The organism is Halorubrum sp. B53 (assembly GCF_059752395.1).
Map to the genome: position 1 here is coordinate 222,160 of NZ_MWTH01000012.1, position 23,755 is coordinate 245,914.

24 protein-coding genes are annotated in these 23,755 nt (G+C 69.5%); 17 read left to right on the forward strand and 7 right to left on the reverse strand.

Annotated features, from left to right (window positions below; translation table 11 throughout):
- The first annotated feature begins 31 nt into the window (after positions 1–31).
- Positions 32–1,003, forward strand: a complete 972-nt coding sequence (locus tag B4V06_RS10330) for a transcriptional regulator (RefSeq protein ID WP_123113817.1) — start codon at positions 32–34, stop codon at positions 1,001–1,003.
- Positions 1,004–1,075: 72 nt separating this feature from the next.
- Here B4V06_RS10330 and B4V06_RS10335 read toward each other — a convergent pair whose 3' ends face one another.
- Positions 1,076–2,563: a nucleotide-binding protein gene (locus B4V06_RS10335; protein WP_123113818.1), complete on the reverse strand. Its 1,488-nt coding sequence runs from the start codon at positions 2,561–2,563 to the stop codon at positions 1,076–1,078.
- Between the two features lie 154 nt (positions 2,564–2,717).
- Between B4V06_RS10335 and ahaH the strand changes: the two genes are divergently transcribed.
- The 10 genes from ahaH to B4V06_RS10385 all read left to right on the forward strand — a co-directional run bounded on the left by ahaH (position 2,718) and on the right by B4V06_RS10385 (position 12,276).
- Positions 2,718–3,074 (forward strand): ATP synthase archaeal subunit H, encoded by a 357-nt coding sequence (gene ahaH, locus B4V06_RS10340; protein WP_123113819.1) that lies wholly within the window; start codon positions 2,718–2,720, stop codon positions 3,072–3,074.
- Positions 3,075–3,078: 4 nt separating this feature from the next.
- Positions 3,079–5,295: a V-type ATP synthase subunit I gene (locus B4V06_RS10345; protein ID WP_123113820.1), complete on the forward strand. Its 2,217-nt coding sequence runs from the start codon at positions 3,079–3,081 to the stop codon at positions 5,293–5,295.
- 258 nt (positions 5,296–5,553) lie between these two features.
- Positions 5,554–5,805, forward strand: a complete 252-nt coding sequence (locus tag B4V06_RS10350) for an ATP synthase subunit C-like protein (RefSeq protein WP_066412079.1) — start codon at positions 5,554–5,556, stop codon at positions 5,803–5,805.
- 21 nt (positions 5,806–5,826) lie between these two features.
- The gene (locus tag B4V06_RS10355; RefSeq protein WP_498169676.1) at positions 5,827–6,402 is read left to right on the forward strand and encodes a V-type ATP synthase subunit E; all 576 of its coding nucleotides are present in this window, start codon (positions 5,827–5,829) and stop codon (positions 6,400–6,402) included.
- Complete coding sequence (locus B4V06_RS10360; RefSeq protein ID WP_123113822.1) at positions 6,399–7,445, forward strand: V-type ATP synthase subunit C; 1,047 nt, start codon at positions 6,399–6,401, stop codon at positions 7,443–7,445. Before B4V06_RS10355 ends, B4V06_RS10360 begins: the two co-directional genes overlap by 4 nt.
- On the forward strand, positions 7,442–7,771 hold the full coding sequence (locus tag B4V06_RS10365) for a V-type ATP synthase subunit F (RefSeq protein WP_123113823.1): 330 nt from the start codon (positions 7,442–7,444) through the stop codon (positions 7,769–7,771). The genes B4V06_RS10360 and B4V06_RS10365 overlap by 4 nt, the downstream gene beginning before the upstream one ends.
- A gap of 1 nt (position 7,772) precedes the next feature.
- The gene (locus B4V06_RS10370; RefSeq protein WP_123113824.1) at positions 7,773–9,551 is read left to right on the forward strand and encodes an ATP synthase subunit A; all 1,779 of its coding nucleotides are present in this window, start codon (positions 7,773–7,775) and stop codon (positions 9,549–9,551) included.
- Between the two features lies 1 nt (position 9,552).
- A complete protein-coding gene (locus tag B4V06_RS10375) occupies positions 9,553–10,974 on the forward strand; it encodes a V-type ATP synthase subunit B (protein ID WP_123113825.1) in 1,422 nt (473 codons plus the stop codon).
- Positions 10,975–11,096: 122 nt separating this feature from the next.
- Entirely contained in the window at positions 11,097–11,798 is a 702-nt protein-coding gene (locus tag B4V06_RS10380; RefSeq protein WP_123113826.1) for a V-type ATP synthase subunit D, read from the forward strand.
- 73 nt (positions 11,799–11,871) lie between these two features.
- Positions 11,872–12,276 (forward strand): DUF6276 family protein, encoded by a 405-nt coding sequence (locus B4V06_RS10385; RefSeq protein ID WP_498169681.1) that lies wholly within the window; start codon positions 11,872–11,874, stop codon positions 12,274–12,276.
- A 45-nt stretch (positions 12,277–12,321) separates the two neighbouring features.
- Here the strand turns inward: B4V06_RS10385 and B4V06_RS10390 are convergent, their stop codons facing one another.
- On the reverse strand, positions 12,322–12,684 hold the full coding sequence (locus B4V06_RS10390) for a hypothetical protein (protein ID WP_498169683.1): 363 nt from the start codon (positions 12,682–12,684) through the stop codon (positions 12,322–12,324).
- 123 nt (positions 12,685–12,807) lie between these two features.
- Here B4V06_RS10390 and B4V06_RS10395 point away from each other — a divergent pair, with 123 nt between their 5' ends.
- The 4 genes from B4V06_RS10395 (at position 12,808) to B4V06_RS10410 (ending at position 18,603) form a co-directional block, all read left to right on the forward strand.
- The gene (locus B4V06_RS10395) at positions 12,808–14,193 is read left to right on the forward strand and encodes a cryptochrome/photolyase family protein (protein WP_498169685.1); all 1,386 of its coding nucleotides are present in this window, start codon (positions 12,808–12,810) and stop codon (positions 14,191–14,193) included.
- Between the two features lie 64 nt (positions 14,194–14,257).
- Positions 14,258–15,529: a threonine ammonia-lyase gene (gene ilvA / locus B4V06_RS10400; RefSeq protein WP_498169688.1), complete on the forward strand. Its 1,272-nt coding sequence runs from the start codon at positions 14,258–14,260 to the stop codon at positions 15,527–15,529.
- A gap of 482 nt (positions 15,530–16,011) precedes the next feature.
- The gene (gene cysS, locus B4V06_RS10405; RefSeq protein WP_498169690.1) at positions 16,012–17,517 is read left to right on the forward strand and encodes a cysteine--tRNA ligase; all 1,506 of its coding nucleotides are present in this window, start codon (positions 16,012–16,014) and stop codon (positions 17,515–17,517) included.
- A gap of 102 nt (positions 17,518–17,619) precedes the next feature.
- A complete protein-coding gene (locus tag B4V06_RS10410) occupies positions 17,620–18,603 on the forward strand; it encodes a hypothetical protein (RefSeq protein WP_498169693.1) in 984 nt (327 codons plus the stop codon).
- Between the two features lie 95 nt (positions 18,604–18,698).
- Here B4V06_RS10410 and B4V06_RS10415 read toward each other — a convergent pair whose 3' ends face one another.
- The 5 genes from B4V06_RS10415 to B4V06_RS10435 all read right to left on the reverse strand — a co-directional run bounded on the left by B4V06_RS10415 (position 18,699) and on the right by B4V06_RS10435 (position 21,507).
- Positions 18,699–18,980: a DUF8036 family membrane protein gene (locus B4V06_RS10415; RefSeq protein WP_123113833.1), complete on the reverse strand. Its 282-nt coding sequence runs from the start codon at positions 18,978–18,980 to the stop codon at positions 18,699–18,701.
- A 55-nt stretch (positions 18,981–19,035) separates the two neighbouring features.
- Positions 19,036–19,311 (reverse strand): ArsR/SmtB family transcription factor, encoded by a 276-nt coding sequence (locus B4V06_RS10420; protein ID WP_123113834.1) that lies wholly within the window; start codon positions 19,309–19,311, stop codon positions 19,036–19,038.
- 103 nt (positions 19,312–19,414) lie between these two features.
- A complete protein-coding gene (locus B4V06_RS10425; protein ID WP_498169697.1) occupies positions 19,415–19,909 on the reverse strand; it encodes a fasciclin domain-containing protein in 495 nt (164 codons plus the stop codon).
- Between the two features lie 197 nt (positions 19,910–20,106).
- A complete protein-coding gene (gene pheA, locus B4V06_RS10430; RefSeq protein WP_123113836.1) occupies positions 20,107–20,913 on the reverse strand; it encodes a prephenate dehydratase in 807 nt (268 codons plus the stop codon).
- 42 nt (positions 20,914–20,955) lie between these two features.
- The gene (locus B4V06_RS10435; protein ID WP_498169700.1) at positions 20,956–21,507 is read right to left on the reverse strand and encodes a DUF7523 family protein; all 552 of its coding nucleotides are present in this window, start codon (positions 21,505–21,507) and stop codon (positions 20,956–20,958) included.
- 127 nt (positions 21,508–21,634) lie between these two features.
- On the opposite strand from B4V06_RS10435, the gene B4V06_RS10440 reads away from it, so the two are divergent.
- Positions 21,635–22,504 (forward strand): CbiX/SirB N-terminal domain-containing protein, encoded by an 870-nt coding sequence (locus B4V06_RS10440; RefSeq protein WP_123113837.1) that lies wholly within the window; start codon positions 21,635–21,637, stop codon positions 22,502–22,504.
- Between the two features lie 2 nt (positions 22,505–22,506).
- Entirely contained in the window at positions 22,507–23,700 is a 1,194-nt protein-coding gene (locus tag B4V06_RS10445; protein ID WP_123113838.1) for a DR2241 family protein, read from the forward strand.
- The last annotated feature ends 55 nt before the right edge of the window (positions 23,701–23,755 follow it).

Here is a 23,755-nt window from a genome sequence, read left to right on the forward strand (position 1 = left end):
GCATATATACGGTGAACTGCTTGTTTCTGGTATGTCCCGGACTGCGCTGATCGAAAACGTCACCGCGATGCTCGAGGACGCGGGCTTCCTCGTCAGCGACCGGTGTGCGGTCCGGCCCAAGAGCTTCGACGTGGCGGCCCGGCGCGACGAGGACCTCCTCCTCTTGAAAATACTCGGCAACGTCGACGCGCTGGACGCGGAGACCGGCGCGGAGATGCGCCGGCTCGGCGAGTACCTGCACGCGACGCCGATGGTGATCGGAATCCGGACCCGCGACGAGGAGCTGAAGCCCGGCGTGGTCTACTTCCGGCACGGCGTCCCGGTGATCAACCCCGACACGGGGTACGACCTGTTCGTCGAGGGGATGCCGCCGCTCATCTACGCGGCGCCCGGCGGGCTCTACGTCAGCCTCGACGGCGACCTCCTCGCCGACGAGCGCGAGGAGCGCGGCTGGTCGCTCGGGCGGCTCGCGACCGAGCTCGGCGTCTCCCGGCGCACCGTCTCGAAGTACGAGGACGGGATGAACGCCTCCATCGAGGTCGCGGTCCAACTCGAGGACCTGTTCGACGAGCCGTTCTCCAGCCCGGTCGACGTGCTGGGCGGCGCGGACGAGGTGCGCGACGCCGATCCGACCCCCTCGGCGCCCGAGACCGACCCCGACGACGAGCACGTCCTCCACGTGCTTACCAACGCCGGCTTCACGGTCCACCCGACCGCCCGCGCGCCGTTCAAGGCGGTCTCCGAGGACGACCAGCGCGCCGAGACCCGGGTGCTCACCGGCCACTCGGCGTTCACCCCCGCCGCGGAGAAGCGCGCGCGGATCATGTCCTCGATCGGCGAGGTCGCCCGGACGCGCTCCGTCTACTTCACGGAGGAGGACGAGAAGCGCGAGTCGGTCGACGGCACCGCCCTGGTCTCCTGCGAGGAGCTCGCCGGCATCACTGACCCCGAGGAAATCCGCGAGCTCATCCGCGATCGGGCGGCGGCGCCCTCCGAGGCCTAGGCCGGAGATCCGCGACCGCAGCCCCTCTCTCTACCGTCCGAACGCCGCTTTCAACCGCCCGAACGCCGCCTCTTAGCGTCCGAACAACCGGCTGAAGAAGCCGCCGCTCTTCTCTTCTCCCCCCTCCTCGTCGTCCGTCTCCGCCGCGTCCTCCGGTTCCTCCGCCTCCTCCGCTTCTTCCGTCTCCTCCGCGTCCTCGGCGCCCTCCGAGAGGACGGTGTTCATGCCGGTGTCGTCGTCGCGGAACGGGACGCTCCCCGCCAGCTCGTCGTCGGGGTCGGCGGTCGGTTCCTCGGCGGCCGCAGCGCCGTCGTCCGGCTCGGGTTCGTCCGCGGCCGTCTTCGGGGGGCTCTCCGCGTCGTCTATCTGCACACCCTCGCTCTCCGCGTCGTCGATCGTCTCCGCGTCGTCGGGTGCTTCCGCCTCGTCGAACGCCTCCGGATCGTCGACATCGTCCTCGATCATCGCCTCGAGGTCGTCGCCGTCGACGTGCTCTTCGCCGACCGTCTCCGTCTCCCCGGTCGTCTCCGCCTCCCCGTCGCCTTCCGCGGCGGGGTCCTCGTCGGCGACGATAATGTCCTCCTCGTCGCCCGGGTCGCTCAGTCCCCCCGCCTCGGCGTCGGCGACGATGATGTCCTCCTCGTCCGTGTCGACGCGCTCGACCGTCTCCGCCTCGCTGGTCGTCCCCGCCTCCGTGCCTTCTCCGACGGGGTTCTCGTCACTCCCGGAGGTCGCCCCGGCCGCCGCGGTCTCAGCCTCGTCCGGTTCGGCGTCGTCAGCGTCGTCGTCCGCATCTGGTTCGGTGTCGTCGGCCTCCGCGTCGTCGCCCTCGCTGGTCCCGGCCCCCTCGATATCGACGTCCGTCAGCGCTCGCGTGAGGTCCCGGTAGGCCCGGGTGGCGGGCGCGTCCGGCGCGAACGTCGGAAGCGGGCGGTTCGCGGTCGCCGCCCGCACCACGGCGTCGTCCTCCGGGATCCGGCCGAGAATTGCCGCGTCGAGGACGTCGGCGGCGAGCCCGTCGACGCCGACCTCGTCGGCGTCGGGGTCGACGCGGGTGATCGCGGCGCCGGCGACGTCGCCGCCGAGCCGCTCCGCGAGCTGCCGCGTCTTCTCGGTGTCGCCGAGGGCGCTCCGCTCGGCGGTCGAGACGAGCAGGGTCTCGTCGGCGATCGCTAGCGGGAGGCTGGAGTCGTGCGAGAGCCCCGCCCCGGCGTCGACGAGCACGTAGTCGGCGTCCTCGAAGGCCGCGACGACGTCCGCGAGCCCGGCCGGATCCGCCGACGCGTAGGCGTCGAGGTCCTCCGAGCCGGGGACGACGCGGAGCCCCTCCGGCCCCTCGTGGACCGCGTCGAGCGGGTCGGCCCGCCCCGCGAGCACGTCGTGGAGCGTCGGCTCGTCGGGCGTCACGCCCAGCGCGCCCGCGAGGTTCGCCATGCCGATGTCGGCGTCGATCGCGACGACGTCGGCGCCGGAGCCCGCCAGGACCGTCGCTATCGCCGCGGTCGTGGTGGTCTTCCCGACCCCACCTTTCGCCGACGCGACCGCATACACCGTTGCCATACGGTGACGGTCCGGCGACTGGTACTTAAATGTAGGCGGCAGGCGGTCGATCAGACCCCCGTCGCCGCCGATTCCCGCCGCTATCGGGAGCAAGGCCCGCGTACTTTCGCAAACACCTTATACGTCGCTTGTAGAGTTTCAGGCGATTAGTAGCATGGCGAGACCAGAGGTGCTCGACCGGATCAAGGAGGCTGAACGGGAGGCGGACGAGATCATCGCGACGGCGGAATCGGACGCCGACGAGCGCCTCGCCGAGGCTCGAGAGCGCGCGGACGAGATCCGCGCCGAGGCCGAGGAGGAGGCGGAGTCCGAGGCCGCGGAGCGGCTCGAGGCGGCCCGCGAGGAGATCGAGGAACGGAAGGAGGAGATCCTCGAGGCGGGCCGGTCCGACCGCGACGAGCTCGAACGCGAGGCCCGCGAGCGCGTGGACTCGGCCGTCGACTACGCAGTCGAACGGTTCGAGGAAGCGGTGAACCAACAGGCCGAGGAGGCGGTGGATGCTCAGGCCTGAGCGGATGAGCAAGGTGTCGGTGACGGGCTCGAAGCGCGTCATCGACGACGTCATCGAGGCGGCGTACGCCCACCACTCGCTGCACGTCACGGACTACGACGAGCGCTACGAGGGGTTCGCGCCCGGCGAGTCGCTCGAGGGCGCCGAGACGGTGAACGAGCAGCTCGTCACCGTCCGCGCGCTCGAGAGCGTCCTCGACGTCGAGGGCGACGAGCTCGACGCGGCCCGCGCCATCGACGACGAGGAGCTCGAACGCGAGCTCGCCGACGTCCGCGAGCGCGTCAACGCCCTCAACGACCGGCGAGACGAGCTCCAGGCCGAGATCCGCGATCGGGCGGAGGCGATCGATCGGATGGAGCCGTTCGCGGACCTCGGCATCGAACTCGACCTGCTTCGCGGCTACGACTCGCTCGAGGTCGTCGTCGGCGAGGCCAAGCCCGACGCCGTCGAGGAGACGCTCGCCGACGCCGACGGGCTCGACGCCTACGAGGTGTTCGCCGGCAGCGACGTCGTGGCGATCTTCGCGAAGCCCGCCGACGGCGCCGAGGAGGGCGTCCTGCAGGACTCGCTCGTCGGCGTCGACATCGCGCTGCTGGAGGTGCCGGAGGCCGACGCCGGCCCCGCCGAATACGTTGCGGAGCTTGAGCGCGAACGCGAGGAGCTGCGGGCCGATCTCGAGGAGATCGAGGCCGATCTCGCCGACGTGAAGGGGGAGGCGGCCGGCTTCCTGCTCCGCGCCGAGGAGCAGCTCACCATCGAAGCCGAGAAGAAGGAGGCGCCGCTCTCGTTCGCGACCACGGAGAACGCGTTCGTCGCCGAGGGGTGGATCCCCACGGACACCTACCCCGACTTCGAGGCGAGCATCGCCGACGCAGTCGGTGACCACGCCGAGGTCGAGGAGCTCGAACGCGCCTCGTTCACGCCCGACGGCGACCACCACACCGAAGCGGTCGCGGACGGCGGCTCCGCGGGCGGCGCCGACGCCGCGACCGCGGCCACGGGAGACGACGCCGACCGCGAGGCCGCCACCGACGGCGGCCACGCGACGCACGGCGACGACGACCCGCCGGTCGTCCAGGACAACGGGAGCGCGGCGGGCCCCTTCGAACTGCTCGTGCAGGGGTTCGGCCGGCCGAAGTACTCGGAGTTCGACCCGACGCTCCTCGTCTTCCTCACGTTCCCGCTCATGTTCGGCTTCATGATCGGCGACGTCGGCTACGGCGTCCTCTACGCCGGGATCGGCGCCTTCCTGTACAGCCGGTACGACGGGACGTTCCGGGAGCTCGGCGCCGTCGCGATGTGGGCCGGCGGCTTCACGATCCTGTTCGGGATCTACTTCGGGATCGACGTGTTCGGCTACCACGCCTACCAGCTGCTGCCCGGTGACATCCACTGGCCCGTCGACGGGAAGGGGCTCTCGCCGGCCGACATCGACTGGGCGCTGTCGTTCCTCGTCGCGAGCGTGCTGTTCGGGCTCGCCCACCTGAACGTGGGTCACGTCCTCTCGTTCGTGAGCAACTACCAGCAGCACGACCTCAAGCACGCGCTGTACGAGGGCGGCTCGTGGCTGCTGATCCTCAACGGCGCGTGGATCTGGATCTTCAGCCAGCACCTCCCCGGTCCGAAGCCCGACTTCCTCTTCGAGTCGTTCTCGATCCTCACCTTCGGGGCGGTGTCGTTCGGCGGCTTCCCGGTCGCGGTCGGGTACGCCGCCATCGCGGCCATCCTCGCGGGCGTCGTCCTGCTCGCCATCGGTGAGCCCCCGGAGCTCGCCGAGGTGCTCTCCCCGATCGTCAACGTCATCTCGTACGCCCGGATCATGGCGGTGCTGCTCGCGAAGGGCGGCATGGCGCTCGCCGTGAACCTGCTCGCGTTCGGCGCGTACATCGACGAGAGCGGCGAGGGGAGCTTCCACTTCATCTTCAGCGCCGACTACCTCCAGTACGTCCGGAGCCACCCCGAGGACTACGAGCTCGTCTTCGCGGGGATGACGACCGCCTTCGACCCGGCCTCGATCGGCGCGGTCGGCGTCGTCGCGCTCGTCGGCGGGATCATCGTCGCGGTCGTCGGCCACATCGTCGTCCTCGCGCTCGGGATCACCTCCGCCGGCATTCAGGCGGTGCGCCTCGAGTACGTGGAGTTCTTCGGGAACTTCTACGAGGGCGGCGGCGACAGCTACCTGCCGTTCGGCTACGACCGGCAGTACACCACCGAGGAGTAGCCGGCGCCCGCCTCGCCGGCCGCCTGCCGACTCCGTTCGCCTCGACTCGGTCGGCGCGCTCGCCGCGATCCGATTCACCGCCGTCCGCATCGGCCCGACTCCGGCCGTCGACGGCGCGTCGATTCGGGTCAACCGACGCGTTTAGCCGTGTCTCTATCCCCGACTACGGCCGCTCTATTCGGTCGTTTTGGGAAGCTTTATGACTACTGTGGCGGCAACTACCTACCGTTCGGAGACGAGCAACCGGAACTACTACCAATGCTTGAAGCTACCAACGCACTCGGGAACGCCGTACTGTCCACCGGAGGAACCCTCACCGACCCCAGCGCCGCAGCGGCGCTCGCCGTCGGGCTCGCCGCCCTCGGTGCGGGATACGCCGAGCGTGGTATCGGTTCGGCCGCCGTCGGCGCGATGGCCGAGGACGACGACCTCTTCGTCAACGGGCTCATCCTGACGGTGCTTCCCGAGACGATCGTTATCCTCGCACTCGTCGTCGTCTTCATCGTCTGAGCGGCACTTCCTTTCACACCAATGAGTTTGGACACTGTCGTTGAGGACGTTCGAGACGAAGCCCGCGCGCGTGCAGAGGAGATCCGCGAAGCGGCGGAGTCCGAGGCGGACGAGATCGTCGCCGAGGCGGAGACCGACGCCGAGCGCATCCGCGAGGAGCGCCTCGCCGAGGTCGACCGCCAGATCGATCAGGAGCGCGAGCAGGCGCTCTCGTCGGCCAAGCTCGAGGCCAAGCAGGAGCGGCTCGGCGCCCGTCGGGACGTCCTCGAAGACGTCCGCGACGACGTCGAGGCCGCCATCGAGGGGCTCGACGACGACCGTCGTCGCGAGCTCACCGAGACGCTGCTCGACGCGAGCCTCGCGGAGTACGACGACGAGGACGTCGCCGTCTACACCCGCGCCGAGGACGTCGAGCTCCTCGAGGAGCTCGTCGCCGACCGCAACGCCGAGGTCGACGGCGAGGTCGACTGTCTCGGCGGCGTGGTCGCCGAGAGCGACACCTCTCGCGTTCGCGTGAACAACACGTTCGACTCGGTCCTGGAGTCCGTCTGGGACGACGAGTTGAAGAACATCTCGGAGCGACTGTTCGACCAATGAGCGCCGTCGGGAGCTCGAACCCAGAGTACGTCGTCGCGCGGGTTCGTGCCCGCCGCGGCAGCCTCTACGGGGACGAGGAGTACCGGAAGCTGACCCGCATGAGCCCGGCGGAGATCGCCCGGTTCATGGAGGAGTCGAGCTACGGCCGGGAGATCAACGCCCTCGGGAGCCGCCACGGCGGCGTGGACCTCATCGAGTACGCGTTGAACCGGAACCTCGCCGCGCAGTTCGAGGGGATCTTGGACTGGAGCGAGGGGTCGCTGTACGACCTCATCGCCCGGTACCTCCGCAAGTTCGACGCGTGGAACGTGAAGACGGTCATCCGCGGCGTCTACACCGACGCGGACCAGTCCGCCGTCGAGGTCGACCTGATCCGCGCCGGCGAGTTCGACGACCGGCGGATCCGCCGCCTGTTGGAGGCCGACTCGATCGACGCCGTCGTCGAGGTGCTGGAGGACACGATCTACGGGCCGCCGCTCCGCGAGGCGTACGCCGAGTACGAGGAGACGGACGTGCTGGTGCCGCTGGAGAACGCCGTCGACCGCGCGTTCTACGAGCGGCTCCTGTCGGGGCTCGGCGGCGACGAGCCGACCCGGCAGTACGAGGCGTTCCTCAAGGCGGAGGTCGACTTCCGGAACGCGACCAACGCCCTCCGGCTCGCCCGGTCGGGCGCGGACATCGACCCCGCCGAGTACTTCATCGAGGGCGGCGAGCTGTTCACCCGCGAGTCGCTCGCGCGGCTCGCGCGGAACCTCGACGAGCTCGTGGAGTACATCGCGGACAGCCAGTACGGCGAGGAACTCGGCCCGGCGCTGCGCGACCTCGAGGAGGCGGACAGCCTCATCGCGTTCGAGCACGCGACCGACGCCGCGCTGCTGGCGTACGGCGACCGGCTCGGGACGGTCCACCCCGTGTCGATCACCCCGATCATCTCCTACATCCTCGCGAAGGAGCGCGAGGTGGAGAACATCCGGGCGATCGCCCGCGGGAAGGAGGCCGGGTTGCCGGTCGACCAGATCGAATCGGAGCTGGTGATAACATGAGCCAGGAGATCGCCGTCGTCGGCAGCCCCGAGTTCACCACCGGGTTCCGGCTCGCCGGCGTGCGGAAGTTCGAGAACGTACCGGACGACGAGAAGGACGAGCGGCTCGACGACGCCGTCGAACGGACCCTCGACGACGAGGACACCGGCATCATCGTGATGCACGACGACGACCTCGACCACCTCTCGCGGGGGACCCGCGAGTCGGTGGAGGGGAGCATCGAGCCCGTGCTCGTCACGCTCGGCGGCGCCGGCGCCGGCAGCGGCGGGCTGCGCGACCAGATCAAACGAGCCATCGGGATCGACCTGATGGAGGAGGACGACTAATATGAGTAAAGCAGAATCCACGGAGACCACCCCAACCGAAGACGGTGTTATCCAAAGCGTGAGCGGTCCGGTCGTGAGCGCCCGCGATCTCGACGCCCGCATGAACGACGTCGTCTACGTCGGCGACGAAGGCCTCATGGGGGAAGTGATCGAGATCGAAGGCGACATCACGACCATTCAGGTGTACGAGGAGACCTCCGGGGTCGCCCCCGGCGAACCCGTCGAGAACACGGGCGAGCCGCTGTCGGTCGACCTTGGTCCGGGCATGCTGGACGCCATCTACGACGGCGTCCAGCGCCCCCTGGACGTGCTGGAGGGCAAGATGGGCAGTCCGTACCTCGACCGCGGGGTCGACGCGCCCGGTATCGACCTCGAGCAGGAGTGGGAGTTCGAGCCGACCGTCGAGGTCGGCGACGAGGTCGGCCGCGGCGACGTCGTCGGCGTCGTCGAGGAGACGGTCACCATCGACCACAAGGTGATGGTGCCGCCGGACGCCCTCGAGGAGGGCGAGACCACCGAGGTCACCGCCGTCGAGTCGGGCTCGTTCGACGTCACCGAGACGGTGGCCGAGCTCGCCAACGGGACGGACGTCTCGATGCACCAGGAGTGGCCCGTCCGCGAGGCGCGCCCCTCCGCGAACAAGAAGACGCCCCGGACGCCGCTGGTGTCCGGCCAGCGCATCCTCGACGGCCTCTTCCCCATCGCGAAGGGCGGGACGGCCGCGATCCCGGGCCCGTTCGGCTCCGGGAAGACGGTCACCCAGCACCAGCTCGCGAAGTACGCAGACGCGGACATCATCGTCTACGTCGGCTGCGGCGAGCGCGGCAACGAGATGACCGAGGTCATCGAGGACTTCCCCGAGCTGGAGGACCCGGCCAACGGCAACCCGCTGATGGCCCGCACCTCGCTCATCGCGAACACCTCGAACATGCCCGTCGCGGCGCGTGAGTCCTGCATCTACACCGGGATCACGATCGCCGAGTACTACCGCGACATGGGGTACGACGTCGCGCTGATGGCCGACTCCACCTCGCGGTGGGCGGAGGCGATGCGCGAGATCTCCTCCCGGCTGGAGGAGATGCCCGGCGAGGAGGGGTACCCCGCGTACCTCGCCGCCCGGCTCGCGCAGTTCTACGAGCGCGCCGGCTACTTCGAGAACGTCAACGGGACGGAGGGCTCCGTCTCGGCGATCGGCGCGGTGTCGCCGCCCGGCGGCGACTTCTCCGAGCCGGTCACCCAGAACACGCTGCGCATCGTGAAGACGTTCTGGGCGCTCGACGCGGACTTAGCGGAGCGACGCCACTTCCCGTCGATCAACTGGAACGAGTCGTACTCGCTGTACAAAGACCAGCTCGACCCGTGGTTCGAAGCGGAGGTCGCCGACGACTGGGCGGAGAAGCGCCAGTGGGCGGTCGACGTGCTCGACGAGGAGACCGAGCTGCAGGAGATCGTGCAGCTCGTCGGGAAGGACGCCCTGCCCGACGACCAGCAGCTCACCCTGGAGGTCGCCCGCTACCTGCGCGAGGCGTACCTCCAGCAGAACGCGTTCCACCCGGTGGACACGTTCTGTCCGCCGGAGAAGACGTACCTCATGCTGACGACGATCGAGACGTTCAACGACGAGGCGTTCAAGGCGCTCGAAGCGGGCGTCCCCGTCGAGGAGATCGTCGACACCGAGGCCGCCCCGCAGATCAACCGGATCGGCGTCCAGGAGAACTACGAGGAGTACGTCGAGGAGCTCAAAGCGGAGATCACCGAGGAACTCCGGAGCCTCTACTAACATGAAAGAGTATCAGACAATCACCGAGATCAGCGGCCCCCTCGTGTACGCCGAGGTCGATGAGGCGATCGGCTACGACGAGATCGTCGAAATCGAGACGGCACAGGGGGAGACGCTGCGCGGACAGGTGCTCGAATCCTCGGAGGGCGTCGTCGCCATCCAGGTGTTCGAGGGCACCTCCGGTATCGACCAGAACGCGTCCGTCCGCTTCCTGGGCGAGACGATGAAGATGCCCGTCACCGAGGACCTCCTCGGGCGGGTCCTCGACGGCTCCGGCCGCCCGATCGACGACGGCCCGGAGATCGTCCCCGAGGAGCGGCAGGACATCGTCGGCGCGGCGATCAACCCCTACTCCCGGGAGTACCCCGAGGAGTTCATCGAAACGGGCGTCTCCGCGATCGACGGGATGAACACCCTCGTTCGCGGCCAGAAGCTCCCGATCTTCTCCAGCTCCGGCCAGCCGCACAGCGAGCTGGCGATGCAGATCGCGCGGCAGGCGAGCGTGCCGGAAGAGGAGGAGGGCGACGACGAGGAGAGCTCCGAGTTCGCCGTCATCTTCGGCGCGATGGGGATCACGCAGGAGGAGGCCAACGAGTTCATGCAGGACTTCGAGCGCACCGGCGCGCTGGAGCGCTCCGTCGTCTTCATGAACCTCGCGGACGACCCCGCCGTCGAGCGGACGGTCACCCCGCGCATGGTGCTCACCACGGCCGAGTACCTCGCCTTCGAGAAGGACTACCACGTCCTCGTCATCCTGACGGACATGACCAACTACTGCGAGGCGCTCCGCGAGATCGGGGCGGCCCGCGAGGAGGTTCCGGGTCGACGCGGGTACCCCGGGTACATGTACACCGACCTGGCGCAGCTGTACGAGCGCGCCGGGCGGATCCAGGGCCGTGAGGGGTCGGTGACGCAGATCCCGATCCTCACGATGCCGGGCGACGACGACACCCACCCGATCCCGGACCTGACCGGGTACATCACGGAGGGGCAGATCTACGTCGACCCCGACCTGAACAGCCAGGGCCTCCAGCCCCCGATCAACGTGCTTCCCAGCCTGTCGCGGCTGATGGACGACGGGATCGGCGAGGGGCTCACCCGCGAGGACCACGCCGACGTGAAAGACCAGATGTTCGCGGCGTACGCGGAGGGCGAGGACCTGCGCGACCTCGTGAACATCGTCGGTCGCGAGGCGCTCTCGGAGCTCGACAACAAGTACCTCGACTTCGCGGACGCCTTCGAGTCGGAGTTCGTCGACCAGGGCTTCGACCAGAACCGCGACATCGAGGAGACGCTCTCCATCGGCTGGGACCTGCTCTCGATGCTCCCGAAGGACGCCCTCAACCGGATCGACGAGGAGTTCATCGAGGAGCACTACCGCGAGGACGACTCCGAGCGCAAGGTCGTCGAAGCGGCAGACTGACGCGGCTCTCTTTCCGCTTTTTCGCCTTCGATCAGCGGCGGCGCCGGTCGGCGCCGATCGCTCGCGACACGTCACGACTGAAAAGAATTATCCGCCTCGGAGCGGAACGTTCCCCCAATAAGATGGCCAAGGACGTCAAACCGACGCGGAAGAACCTGATGGCGATCGAGGACCGCATCGAGCTCTCCGAGCGCGGTCACGACACCCTCGAACAGAAGCGTGACGGCCTCATCATGGAGTTCATGGACATCCTCGACCAGGCGCAGGACGTCCGCTCCGACGTGTCAGAGACGTACGACACGGCCCAGCGCAAGATCGACATGGCCCGGGCGATGGAGGGCGACGTCGCCGTCCGCGGCGCGGCCGCGGCGCTGAAAGAGCACCCGGAGATCACCACCCAGTCGAAGAACATCATGGGCGTGGTCGTCCCGCAGATCGAGTCCTCGAAGGTGAAGAAGAGCCTCGACGAGCGCGGCTACGGGCTGCTCGGCTCCTCCGCCCGGATCGACGAAGCGGCCGACGCCTACGAGGAGCTGTTAGAGAAGATCATCCTCGCGGCCGAGGTCGAGACGGCCATGAAAAAGATGCTCACGGAGATCGAGACCACCAAGCGCCGCGTGAACGCCCTGGAGTTCACGCTCCTCCCGGGCCTGTACGAGAACCAGGAGTATATCGAGCAGAAGCTCGAAGAGCAGGAGCGCGAGGAGATCTTCCGCATGAAGAAGATCAAGGCCAAGAAGGAAGAAGAGGAGAAAGAGGAAGAGGAGGCGGCCGCGGCCGAGGCCGCCGCGGCCGAGACCGAGGAGCCGGAGCCCGCGGACTGACTGCCCGCCGACCGACCGCTTCCACCGTCCCGCGCCGTCTCACCGATCGGCCGTCTCATCCATCTCGCTTCGCATGTCCTGTCCCCGCTGTGATGCCGACCTCGTCGCCTTCGACGTGCCGCCCGCCCTCCGCGAGCACGCGCCGGCCGCGACGGCGGCGATCTGCACCCGCTGTCTGCGGACGTTCGCCGTCGGCGAGGACGATACCGCCGTCGCCGACATCGGCACGGAATCGGTTGCCGACCCCGACTTCTCCGCGGTCGACCCCGCGTTTCCCGACGGCGAGGCGGGCGTGGCGCTCGCGCTCGTCTGCGGGCTGTTGGAGTCGTTCGCGCTCAACCGCGCCTCGATCGAGGCGCTCGTCGAGCACGCGGAGCTGTCGGGCGCCGACGCCTTCGCCTTCTTCGAACGGCTCGACGCCGCGGAGGCCGCCTTCGACCTCGACCGGCGGCGGGCGGCGCTGCTCGACGTGCTGTGAGGCTCCCGTCGGCCGCGGACGACCGCCGAGGCTCGCGGCCGACGTTCAGTTCTCGTCGAGGTCGACGCCCGGCGGGTCGTCCCACTCGTCGCCGTCGTCCTCGTCGTCGTCGGCCTCGGTCCCTGCCGGCCCGAGCGGCTTCTCGCCGCGCCGCCGCTCGTGGACGGCGAGGCCGGCCTTGCGCGCGTCGCTCCCGCCGGCGTACGGGTCCTCTGACGGGTCGTACGACTGCTCGTCGCGCTCGAAGAGGTACGCGAAGAGGCCGAACAGCGGGACGACGAAGGCGATGAGCGCCCACTTCTCGCGGTTCATCCCGTGTTTCGGCGCGTCGACGTAGACGTACGCGGCGAAGCCGACGAGCCACGCGAGCGGGACGCCGACGAGGATGGCGATAACGAGCGGTTCCATACCTTCGCTTCGGGCTCGTCGGCTTAAGCGCACGGGTGGATTTCGGGTGGAGCGCTGTCGCGGCGGCGCCGGGACGCGGTCCCCGGCCGAAGGACACTATCCGGTCGAGCCCGTACCAGTCTCATGCAGCTGTTCTGGCACCGACGCGACCCGCGCACCCGTGACAACGCCGGGCTCGCGGCGGCCGCACGCGCGGGGACTGTCGTCCCCGTTTTCGTCTACGACGACGACCTGTTCGGCACGGTGGGGGCGCGCCAGCGCGCCTTCTTCCTCCGCCACGTGAAGCGGTTGGAGGCCCGCTACCGGGAGCTCGGCAGCGACCTCGTCGTCCGCGCGGGCGACCCCGAGGACGTCCTGGTCGGTCTCGCCGACGAGCACGGCGCCGAGACCGTCTTTTATAATGAGTACTACCGCCCGGCCCGACGCAATCGGCAGCGGGCGGTCGAGGACGCGCTCGCGGACGCCGGGGTGGCGACAGACGCGCGGACCGACGCCGTCTTGGTCGATCCCGGACGCTTGGCGGAGCGCTACGCCAACCACAGCCGGTTCCACGACGACTGGGAAGCCGTCCCCAAGTCCGGCCCCTACCCGGAGCCCGACCCCGAGTCGCTCGCGGCCGTACGCGACGGGAAGACGGTCCCCGAGCCGGACGCCGATATCGACCTCCCGGCGGCGGGGTACGAGGCCGCCCGCGATCGGTTCGACGACTTCCTCGAGCACGGGATCGCGTCGTACAACGACACCCGCGACGACCTCCGGCGCGCCGTGGCGGCGCCCACCCACGCGGTCTCCCGGCTGTCTCCGTACCTCGCGACCGGCGCGATCGGGATCCGCGAGGTGTGGGCCGGCGCGAGCGACGCCTCCGAGGCCGTGACCGGCGGCGACCGACGCAACGTCGACAAGTACCTGTACGAGCTGTCGTGGCGCGAGCAGATGTACCACCTGCTCTACTACAACCCCGACCTGGGAGTGTCGAACTACAAGTCGTTCCCGAACGAGATCACGTGGCGCGACGACGACGCGGCGTTCGAGGCGTGGACGCGCGGCGAGACCGGCTACCCGCTCGTCGACGCCGGGATGCGCCAGCTGAACGCGGAGGGGTACGTTCACAACCGGCCGCGACAGGTCGTCGCGAGCTTCCTCACCAAACACCTCCTGATCGACTGGCGGCGGGGGGCGCGCTACTTCACCAAGCAGCTGATCGACCACGACTACGCCTCGAACCACGGCGCGTGGCAGTGGACCGCGTCCACCGGCACCGACTCGGTCGACGTGCGGATCTTCGACCCGGTGAGCCAGATGAGCAAGTACGACGACGGGGCGCACTTCGTGAAGGAGTACGTCCCCGAACTTCGCGACGTGCCCGCCGGGAAGGTCGTCGACTGGCCGACGCTCTCGCACGGCGAGCGGGAGCGACTCGCGCCCGACTACCCGCACCCGATCGTCGACCGGAACGAGGGGTACGAGCGCGCGCAGCGCGTCTTCGAGGAGGCGCTCGGGAAGCGGTAGCGACCGCCGATATCGGCGTTCCCCATCCGAGTCCTTTTGAGCCGGTCTCGCGAACACCGCCGTCATGTCCTCCGTCACGATCACGGACGTCGAGGCCGCCGCGGACCGGACCGGCGCGACCGATATCGTCCAGCGGACGCCGGTCGAGCGGAGCCGGTCGCTGAGCGAGCGGTGCGGCGCCGACGTCCGGCTGAAGATGGAACACCTCCAGCGCACCGGCTCGTTCAAGCCCCGCGGCGCGTACAACGCGATCTCGCTGGCGGTCGCCGGGGCCGCCTCGGGCGAGGACGCCGGCGACGCCTCCGGGATCGACCGCGTGGTGGCCGCGAGCGCGGGCAACCACGCGCAGGGGGTCGCCCTCGCCGCGGCCGACGCGGGGATCGACGCGACGATCGTGATGCCGGAGTCGGCGCCGGCGGCGAAGATCGAGGCGACCCGCGGGTACGGCGCCGAGGTCGTGCTTCGCGGGAGCGCGTTCCCGGAGGCGATGTCGCACGCCCGGACCTTGGTCGACGAGCCGGGGGTCCGGTTCGTCCACGCGTTCGACGACCCGGACGTCGTCGCCGGCCAGGGCACGCTCGGGCTGGAGGTGCTCGACCAGGTGCCCGCGGTCGACACCGTCCTCGTCCCGGTCGGTGGCGGCGGGCTCGCGGGCGGGGTCGCCACCGCAGTCAAGGCTCGCTCGCCGGAGACGCGGGTGGTCGGCGTCCAGACCGCGGGCGCGTCGACGCTCTCGGAGAGCCTGCGGGCGGGCGAGCTCGTGACGCGCGAGGAGCCGGACACCATCGCGGACGGGATCGCGACCGGCGGGCTGAGCGAGCTCACCTTCGGGCTCTTACGGGAGCATCTCGACGACGTGGTCGTCGTCAGCGACGACGACGTGGCGAACGCCATCCTGCTCCTCTTAGAGCGCGCGAAGCAGCTGATCGAGGGCGCGGGCGCGACCGCGGCGGCCGCCCTCCTCGACGACGACGTCGTCGCCGAACTCGATCTGGCCGGTGAGACGGTGGTGCCGCTGCTCTGCGGCGGCAACATCGACGTCACGACGCTGAAGGAGGTGGTGACTCACGCGCTGGTCGACCGCAATCAGCTGATCGAGCTGTCCGTCCGGATCGACGACACCCCGGGGACGATGGGGGAGATCGCCACCCTGATCGGCGCGGAGCGCGCGAACATCCGGACGGTGCGCCACGAGCGCAGCCGGCCGGACCTGCCGGTCGGCGACGCCGACCTCGTGTTCGAGGTGGAGACCAACGGCCCGGCCCACGTCGACCGCGTCCTGAAGTCGGTTCGCGATGCGGGGTACGAGGTCGAGTGGACGACGCCGGAAGGGTGAGGTTGGATCGTCGTTTATAAATCGAACTGCGGTGGCGCGCGCCTCCGAGCGCCCTGATAAGGGCGCGAGGAGCGCGTGCGAGGGAGTCGAGAGCGAAGCGGGCGACCGAAGGGAGCCCCGAGCGAGCGACGAGGTTGGGGAGGCGTGAGGTGCGGTGCTGTGCGGGGCGGGACTCAAAGGGGCAGTCGCGAGGACGACGTAGGCGACGCAAGCACTGGAACGCGGGAGCGAACGAAGTGAGCGACCGAGTGAAGCGCGCAGCGAGCGTACGTCGTCCTCGCGGCTGGGGCTTTGGCGGTGTTCTCCGTTGGTCCGCAGGTAACGACGTACAGCCGAGCGGCTGGGGCTTTGGCGGTGTTCGCTGGCGGTCCGTCGTTAATGCCGATTATTTATAAACGAATACGGGACCACTCAGTGTGCTCGTCACCGTACCCTCGCGCGATCCGACGATTTAAAACTCTCACCCCGGCAATCACCCGCTAATGAGTCTCGTCGTTACCGACACCCTGGCAGACGAGCGCGTCGAGTTCACGGCCGACGGCGACGTCACGCTGTACGTCTGCGGCCTGACGGTGTCGGACGACCCTCACCTCGGGCACGCGCGGCTCTGGTTCCACGCCGACGTCCTCCACCGGTGGCTCGACCACCTCGGCTACGACGTGCGCCACGTCGAGAACGTCACCGACGTCAACGAGAAGATCACGGCCCGCGTCGGCGAGCGCGACGAGTGGACCGCCGAGCGCGACGTGGCCGAGGCGTTCACCGCGACCACGTTCGACGCGATGCGCGGACTGAACCTCCTGCGCGCGGAGGTGTATCCCCGCGTCACCGAACACGTCCCGGAGATCCGCCAGCTGGTCGAGACCCTCGTCGAGAAGGGGTACGCCTACGAGTCGAACGGCTCCGTCTACTTCGACGTCACGAGGTTCGAGGCGTACGGCAAGCTCTCGAACCAGGACGTCGACGAGCTGGAGGCGCAGGGCGAACCGGACGAGCGGTCGGAGAAGCGCAACCCGTCGGATTTCGCGCTGTGGAAGGCGGACGGCGTGAGCGAGACCGCCGCCCGCGAGCACGCGAAACACGACCACGGCGACGCGGTCCCCGAGGGCGAGACGTGGGAGTCGCCGTGGAGCGAGGGGCGCCCGGGGTGGCACGTCGAGTGCTCGGCGATGTCGACGACGCACCTCGGAGACACACTGGATATCCACATGGGCGGGCGCGACCTCGTCTTCCCCCACCACGAGAACGAGATCGCGCAGTCGGAGGCGGCGACCGGGGAGACGTTCGCCCGCCACTGGCTCCACGTCGGCCTCCTCGAGATGGAGGGCGAGAAGATGTCCTCCTCGATCGGCAACTTCTGGACCGTCCCGGACGCCCTCGACGAGCTCGGCGTCAACGTGATCCGCACGTTCTACGCCGGCGCCGCCTACCGCTCCGAGCAGGCGCTCACCGAGGAGACGATCGCGGAGGCCGAGGAGCGCTGGGAGCGACTCTCCCGGACCTACGACCGCGCCGTCGACGCGCTCGACTCCGTCGACGCCCGCGCGAAGGCGACCGACGACGAGCTCCGCGCGGCGGTCGAGACGGCCCGCGACGACTTCGCCGCGGCGATGAACGACGACCTGAACCTCCGGGAGGCGACCGCCGCGCTGCTGGAGCTCACCGACGCGGTGAACCGGCACGTGGACGGAGCGAGCGACGACGCGGGCGGCCGAGACGACGACGCCGCCTACGACTACCGCGCGCTCCGCGAGGCGGTCGAGGCGTTCGAGGCGCTCGGCGGCGACGTGCTCGGGCTCCAGTTCGAGACCGAGACCGACGGCGACGTGGAGCTGGCCGGCGAACTGGTCGAGCTGGTGCTGGACGTGCGCGAGGCCGAGCGCGACGCCGGCAACTACGAGCGCGCCGACGACCTCCGCGACGCGCTCCGCGAGGTCGGCGTCGAGATCGAGGACGGGCCGGACGGGGCGACGTACCGGTTCGAGTAGTTGTCCGGTCGAGTCGTCGACGGTATCGCGACTACGACGGTCCGCCGAAGTTTTATAAAGTGTATTGTCAAATGTCAACATACACCAAGGAAGGCGATCCGTATGAACCGGCTCAAACGCTACTACTGGTACGTCAAGAGTCAGCTCCGGACGATAGCGCTGTACTTCCTCGCGTACCTGTTCGGCGGCGGGCTGATCGTGTCCGTCCTGGACGCCATCGGGGGAGGCGACGTCATCAAGAGCATCGCGACGGTCGTGTTGTCCGTAGGGTTCCTGGCGCTGACGGGACGCACACTGTACTCGCGCGAGCCGCCGGGGGAACTGGAGATGCTGGCGAAACGCGAGGACTCGCCGAATGCGACGAGGATCGTCGAGCTGCTCGAGGGAAACCCGTCGGTCGATCGGGAGACAGCGGGGACGCTGGTCGACAGCCTGTTCGACGCGACCAGGAACCCGGGGAGGCGAAGCAGCTTCTGGTCGCAGCTCGACTGCGGGGACGGGGAGCTGTACGAGCGCCTGTTCGGCCTCTACTCGCAACACCGGAAGGAACGCCTGCTGCTCGTCGTCGAGCGATTGGCGCGTGACGCCCCGCTCGAAGCCAGGGCGTACGAGGAGACGCTGTTGGGGGAACTGGACCCGGACCGCGAGAGGGAGGCCGTCGCGCTCGACGACTGGCGGCCGCGACACCAGTACTTCTGGACGATCCCGGCCCTCGTCCTGGCGCACGTCAGTCGGGAGCTTCCCGGAAGCGCGGAGCGATACGCCCCGAGGGTCGTCGAGATGCTCGACCCGCAAGGGGACGAGTCAGAGCTGTGGGGAGTGCTCGCGTTGGGGGAACTCGCCGCCAACGATGGGCGCGCGAAGGAGGCGGTCCGGGACCTCCGCGACTCGAGGGTGGGGGCGCTGCGGAACGCGGCCGGCGAGATCCTGTCTCACTACGAAGAGACCGACCGGCCGTATCCGGCCGGCCGACGTCTCGACGAGTTCGACGTCGAGCACGAGGAGAAGTATCAGGAGTGGAGAAAGGAGGCGAACCGGGCCAGAGCCGACTCCGGACCGGACGAGTGGTGGGAGGACGACTGGTGAGGACGAGCGGGCCGTCGGCCGGTCGGGCACGAACCGGTTCGCCCGGACACGCGTCGGATCGAGACGGTGGACGGCGACGATCGACCGTGCGTGACTCAGTCCCAGGTCACGTAGACGAGGAAGGCGATCCCGACGAACTCGAGGATCTGGAGGTACATCATCGCCCGGACCGCCGGCGTCGACATCTGCGGCGGGTTGAGGTAGTAGAACAGCGCCAGCGCGTTCTCGGCCAGCAGGAAGAGCGCGAACACCGCCGATCCGAGCGTGTGCTTCGACCGGATCTCGAGGTAGTTCCGCCCCCAGATGCCGACGAGGACGAGCAGCAGCAGGATGTTCACCGCCGCGGCGACTCGCGCCACGTCGAGCGTGAGGGTCATTCCGCGCCCCCGTCGATTCCGCCGTCAGTCGTTGCGTTCCAGGTTCGAGTCATGCTCACTCCACTTGATCGACGATCTCCTCGACGGTCTCCCAGTGATCGCGGGTGCGGTCGGTCGGGAGGTACACCGCACCGTAGCTCTGTTCGGTGCTCTCGACGACGTCGTTCTCCTCGAGGACCTCGAGGTGGTGTCTGACGGTCTTGTACGCGAGGTCGAGGTCCTCGGCGAGCTGGTTGGCGTTCCGCGGCCGTTCGTCGAGCGCCCGGAGCAGGCGGGCCCGATTGGGTCCACCGCGGGTCCCGGCCAACACCTGCCAGAGCACCGGCTCCATCGACTGAAGGCAACGACGGTGTGGCATATAAACGCGTGGATACCCGTACTGAGCGGTCGGAGGGGACGTAACGTCGGCGGGGACCATCTGGTGCGTCGACCCGCTACGGCAGCAGCACGCCGTCGATGACGTGGATGATGCCGTTCGACGCCTCGATGTTCGTGTCGACGATATCGGCCTGGTCGCCGTTGAGGTCGGTTCCCGCCACGTCGATTTTCTCGCCGTTTAGCGTCGGCAGCTCGTCCGCGTTGACGACCGAGCTCTCCTTTCGACGACCGGGCGTGACGTGATAAGTGAGGACGTCGAGCAGGAACTCGTCGTCCACTTCGTCCACGTTGTCGACCGTGATGCCGGCAGCGTTGAACGCGTCGTCCGTCGGCGCGAACACGGTCAACTGCCGGTTCCCGCTCAGCGCGTCGACGAGGCCCGCCTCCTGCACCGCGGCGACGAGCACGTCGAAGCCGTCGGCCGCGACGGCCACATCGACGATGGTGTCGCCCTGACTCGGCGGCTTGGCCGCTCCCGTGCCGACTCCACCGAGCAACGCTACTGTTCCCGCGCCGACGCCCTTCAGTACCGTCCGTCTGTTAGCGTTCATGGGATGTACCCACCGCTATAGATGTTTCAATATGTATTTACTTATTTGGTGAAAGTAACCATACTTCCGCATCAAAGAGGCCCGAATTAGCCCGCATTTCGTCGCGAGTCGAACGTCGACGTGCCCCGGCAGTGCGGGGGGAGCTCAAGACCGGTTCCGGGGCGTCTGGGGGCTTCCGAGACCCGGTGGGAGATCCCCTACTCCAGCACGTGCTCGGTGTCGTACGAGCCGAGCACCTTCACCCACCCGTTGTCGGCGATCGCCTCGACGTCCCCGACGGCGGCCGCCATGTGGTCCTCGTAGAGCCCGGCGTCGACGTCGAAGTGGAACAGGTAGTCGCCGAGGCGCTCGCCGCTCGGCCGCGACTCGATCCGCGAGAGGTTGAGGTTGCGGTCGGCGAACGCCTCCAGCAGTTCCAGCAGGAGCCCGGGGTAGTTCGCGTTCGGGTAGACGATGAGGGTCGTCTTCCCGCCGGCGTCGGAGCGCGCGGACTCGGGGGCGACGACGAGGAAGCGGGTCGCGTTGGAGGTGCGGTCCTGGATGTCCTCGGCGAGGATCTCGAGGTCGTCGCCGGCGTTGTCCGGGTGCCCGATCCCGGCGATTCGGGAGTCCTCGCGGGCGCGCTCGACCCCGCGGGCGGTGGAGGCGACCGCTTCGAGGCCGGCGTTCGGGTAGTTGGCCTCCAGCCAGTTGCGGCACTGCGCGAGCGCCTGCGAGTGGCTGGCGACGACCTCGAACTCCGACCCCTGCGCGAGGAGGGCGTGCCGGATCGGGGTGACGACTTCGCGGGTGACCGCGACGTCGAAGTCCGCCAGCGCGTCGAGACTCTCCGTGACGGAGCCCTCGATGCTGTTCTCGATGGGGACCACCCCCCGCTCGAACTCGCCGGCTGCGACGGCGTCGACGATGGCGGTGACCGACTCGCGGAACGACACCTCGGCGGCGACGGCCCGCGCCGCACGGTGTGAGTACGTGCCGGCGGGACCGAGGGTGACGGCGTTCATCGACTCTACCTATCAGACGATATTAAAAAAGCATGCGGGGTCTCATCCGTCCGCGCCGCCGGCTCCGTCGGTCGGCACCGCCGCCAGCGCCGCCTCGACGACCCGGACGGCGGTCGCCCCGTCGCGCCGGCCCACGACGACGGCGATCGCGTCCCCGGCGACCCCCGCGGCCGCGACGGCGACGCCGACGGCGTCGAGGCGGCGGAGGACGACTGCGAGCGCCCCGGCGTCGACGTCGCCGGTCGCGAGTATCGCCGTGTCGCGCCCCTCGGAGACGACCGCCGCGCCGCCGACGCGGAGGAGTGGGTCGGCGTCGACGGAGTCGTCGTCCTCGGGACCTTCGACCACCCCGACCCCGCTCCGCATCGACACGCTCGCGGCGCGCTCGGCGGTCGCGTACGCCGGGAGCTCCTCGCGGAATCGGCGGAGCGCGGTCGCGATCGCGTCGGTGTCGGCGTCGCCGTCGCCACCGAGGTCGGCCTCCTCCGCGAGCCACTCGGCGGCGGCGCTGTGGTTCAACGCGCCCGCGCGGAGCGCGTCGAGGACGAACGGGCGGGCCCGGGCCGCTTCGCGGGTGTCGGCTGCCAGCGACATGGTCCGGACTGCGGCGCGGGCCGGCATGGCGATTTCGGTCGGCGGGCGAGGCGGGCGAGACGCGGTCGGCTTCCCGCGAACCCGTACGCTCCGAAGTCCCTAAGAGCGGCGCGCCCCCAGCATGGGTATGCAGTCGCTCGTCATCGTCGCACACGGCTCGCACCTCAATCCGGAGTCGAGCGCGCCGACGTACGACCACGCGGACACCATCCGCGCGACCGGCGCGTTCGACGAGGTGAAGACCGGCTTCTGGAAAGAGGAACCGCACTTCCGGGAGGTGCTCCGCACCGTCGAAGGCGATGAGATCTACGTCGTCCCGCTGTTCGTCTCGGAGGGGTACTTCACCGAGCAGGTGATCCCCCGCGAGCTCCGGCTCGACGGCTGGGACGTCTCCGAGTGGGGATCCGACGGCCTCTCCGCGGATCAGGCCACGCTCGTCGCCGAGGACATCGGGCGGGAGGTCCACTACTGCGGCCCCGTGGGGACCCACCGCGCGATGACCGACGTGATCGTCCGACGCGCGGAGTCGGTCACCGGCGACCCCGACGTGGGCGAGGAGTTCGGGCTCGCCGTCGTCGGCCACGGCACCGAGCGCAACGAGAACTCGGCGAAGGCGATCGAGTACCACGCCGACCGGATCGCCGAGCGCGACCGGTTCGACGAGGTGCAGGCGCTGTACATGGACGAGGACCCCGAGGTCGACGACCTCCCGGAGTTCTTCGAGAGCGACGACGTCGTCCTCGTCCCGCTGTTCATCGCCGACGGCTACCACACGCAGGAGGACATCCCGGAGGACGTCGGGCTCTGCGAGGACCACACGGAGGGGTACGACGTCCCGACCGAGGTGGACGGCACCCGGGTCTGGTACGCGGGCGCCGTGGGCACCGAGCCTCTGATGGCCGACGTCGTCTTGGAGCGCGCGGCCGACGCCGGCGCCGACCTCGGGACCGCGCTCGACGACGTGCGCGAGACCACCCGCGTCGCCACGGGGGACTGACCGTGGCCGACCCCGCCGCGGATCCGGCAGCGCTCGCCGCCGAGTCAGAAGTTCCCGACATCGACCTGCCGAGCGACGCCTTCGACGCGGTCATCGACGCGCTCGGCGACCACACCCCCGGGGATCCGCTCCGGTTCGAGGGGTTCAGCGTGGCCCCGGACCTCCGGGGCGACATCGACGAGGACCGGTACGTCCTCGCCGACGGCGACCGTCGCACCGGGCTGACGGAGGGCGAACTCCACGAGGCGCTCGCCGAGCGCGCCCCCGCGGTCACGGACTGGTACGTCTTCGCGCGCGTCGTCGGCGAGTTCGGCCCCCGTCGGGCGTTCCTGCGCTGGCTGGAGGACGCCGACGGCGCGACGGTGGCGACCCGATACGCCGCGCTCGCGGAGGGGATCGAGCGCGCGTGGGGCGAGCTGCGGATTACGGCCACTCTCACCGACCGCGGCGAGCGCCGGTACGACGTACGCCACACCGACGACGCCGGCGTCCCGGTCGACGAGCTCGACGCCCACGAGGAGCCGCTCGACGCCCGCGATCTGGTCACGTACGACGAACAGGGACGGTACCGCCCCCTCAAGACCGCGCCGTCGCTCGCGGGCGGGTGGGTCTTCCCCGACCTCGGCCCGCGGGACGCCTACGAGGCGGTCGAGACGATCTACCCCGCGACGGTCGCCAACTGGCACCGCGAGCGCGAGGGCGAGCTCGACGTGAACCACTGGAGCGAGACGATGGAGCGCCAGTCGGGCATCTACGGCGTCGTGAAGACGTGGGACCGCGGGGAGGGGCACGAGCACGTCGACTGGGTCGCGGAGGCGTGCTGTGACGACTCGCAGTGCCTGAAGCGCCGCGAGTGGGAGTACGACGACGAGACCGACCTCGACGTCGACGGCGGCGACGGCGTCTTCCCCTGCCGCGAGCCCTGCTCGGTCGTCGTCTCGGCCGCCCGCAAGTGGACGCGACTGGAGAGCGAGGAGCCCCGAACGTACGAGTTCGACCTGACGCCGAGCGAGAAGGAGCAGGTGGAGGACATCATCGAGGCGGTGGCCGACGGGCGGGTCGACGAGATCCGCGAGGCCGACACGAAGGAGGGCGCGAACCGCTACCGCGCGCGGTTCCTCCGCGCCAAGCTGTTCGACGAGGACGGGAACCTCGGCGGCGTGCCGACGGAACCGGACGAGGACGACGAGGAGTAGGGCGCGCTCGACGAGCGGTCCGTCTCCGCGACCGGCCCGGCTCGACGACCGGCCA

Coding starts and splice junctions, on each gene's coding strand:
- B4V06_RS10435 (WP_498169700.1), bottom strand. CDS start 21,507: ATGTCGCTGGCAGCCGACACCCGCGAAGCGGCCCGGGCCCGCCCGTTC.
- B4V06_RS10370 (WP_123113824.1), top strand. CDS start 7,773: ATGAGTAAAGCAGAATCCACGGAGACCACCCCAACCGAAGACGGTGTT.
- cysS (WP_498169690.1), top strand. CDS start 16,012: ATGAGTCTCGTCGTTACCGACACCCTGGCAGACGAGCGCGTCGAGTTC.
- ahaH (WP_123113819.1), top strand. CDS start 2,718: ATGGCGAGACCAGAGGTGCTCGACCGGATCAAGGAGGCTGAACGGGAG.
- B4V06_RS10420 (WP_123113834.1), bottom strand. CDS start 19,311: ATGGAGCCGGTGCTCTGGCAGGTGTTGGCCGGGACCCGCGGTGGACCC.
- B4V06_RS10380 (WP_123113826.1), top strand. CDS start 11,097: ATGGCCAAGGACGTCAAACCGACGCGGAAGAACCTGATGGCGATCGAG.
- B4V06_RS10395 (WP_498169685.1), top strand. CDS start 12,808: ATGCAGCTGTTCTGGCACCGACGCGACCCGCGCACCCGTGACAACGCC.
- B4V06_RS10350 (WP_066412079.1), top strand. CDS start 5,554: ATGCTTGAAGCTACCAACGCACTCGGGAACGCCGTACTGTCCACCGGA.
- B4V06_RS10355 (WP_498169676.1), top strand. CDS start 5,827: ATGAGTTTGGACACTGTCGTTGAGGACGTTCGAGACGAAGCCCGCGCG.
- B4V06_RS10425 (WP_498169697.1), bottom strand. CDS start 19,909: ATGAACGCTAACAGACGGACGGTACTGAAGGGCGTCGGCGCGGGAACA.
- B4V06_RS10440 (WP_123113837.1), top strand. CDS start 21,635: ATGCAGTCGCTCGTCATCGTCGCACACGGCTCGCACCTCAATCCGGAG.
- B4V06_RS10360 (WP_123113822.1), top strand. CDS start 6,399: ATGAGCGCCGTCGGGAGCTCGAACCCAGAGTACGTCGTCGCGCGGGTT.
- pheA (WP_123113836.1), bottom strand. CDS start 20,913: ATGAACGCCGTCACCCTCGGTCCCGCCGGCACGTACTCACACCGTGCG.
- B4V06_RS10410 (WP_498169693.1), top strand. CDS start 17,620: ATGAACCGGCTCAAACGCTACTACTGGTACGTCAAGAGTCAGCTCCGG.
- B4V06_RS10345 (WP_123113820.1), top strand. CDS start 3,079: ATGAGCAAGGTGTCGGTGACGGGCTCGAAGCGCGTCATCGACGACGTC.
- B4V06_RS10375 (WP_123113825.1), top strand. CDS start 9,553: ATGAAAGAGTATCAGACAATCACCGAGATCAGCGGCCCCCTCGTGTAC.
- B4V06_RS10335 (WP_123113818.1), bottom strand. CDS start 2,563: ATGGCAACGGTGTATGCGGTCGCGTCGGCGAAAGGTGGGGTCGGGAAG.
- ilvA (WP_498169688.1), top strand. CDS start 14,258: ATGTCCTCCGTCACGATCACGGACGTCGAGGCCGCCGCGGACCGGACC.
- B4V06_RS10390 (WP_498169683.1), bottom strand. CDS start 12,684: ATGGAACCGCTCGTTATCGCCATCCTCGTCGGCGTCCCGCTCGCGTGG.
- B4V06_RS10415 (WP_123113833.1), bottom strand. CDS start 18,980: ATGACCCTCACGCTCGACGTGGCGCGAGTCGCCGCGGCGGTGAACATC.
- B4V06_RS10385 (WP_498169681.1), top strand. CDS start 11,872: ATGTCCTGTCCCCGCTGTGATGCCGACCTCGTCGCCTTCGACGTGCCG.
- B4V06_RS10365 (WP_123113823.1), top strand. CDS start 7,442: ATGAGCCAGGAGATCGCCGTCGTCGGCAGCCCCGAGTTCACCACCGGG.
- B4V06_RS10330 (WP_123113817.1), top strand. CDS start 32: ATGTCCCGGACTGCGCTGATCGAAAACGTCACCGCGATGCTCGAGGAC.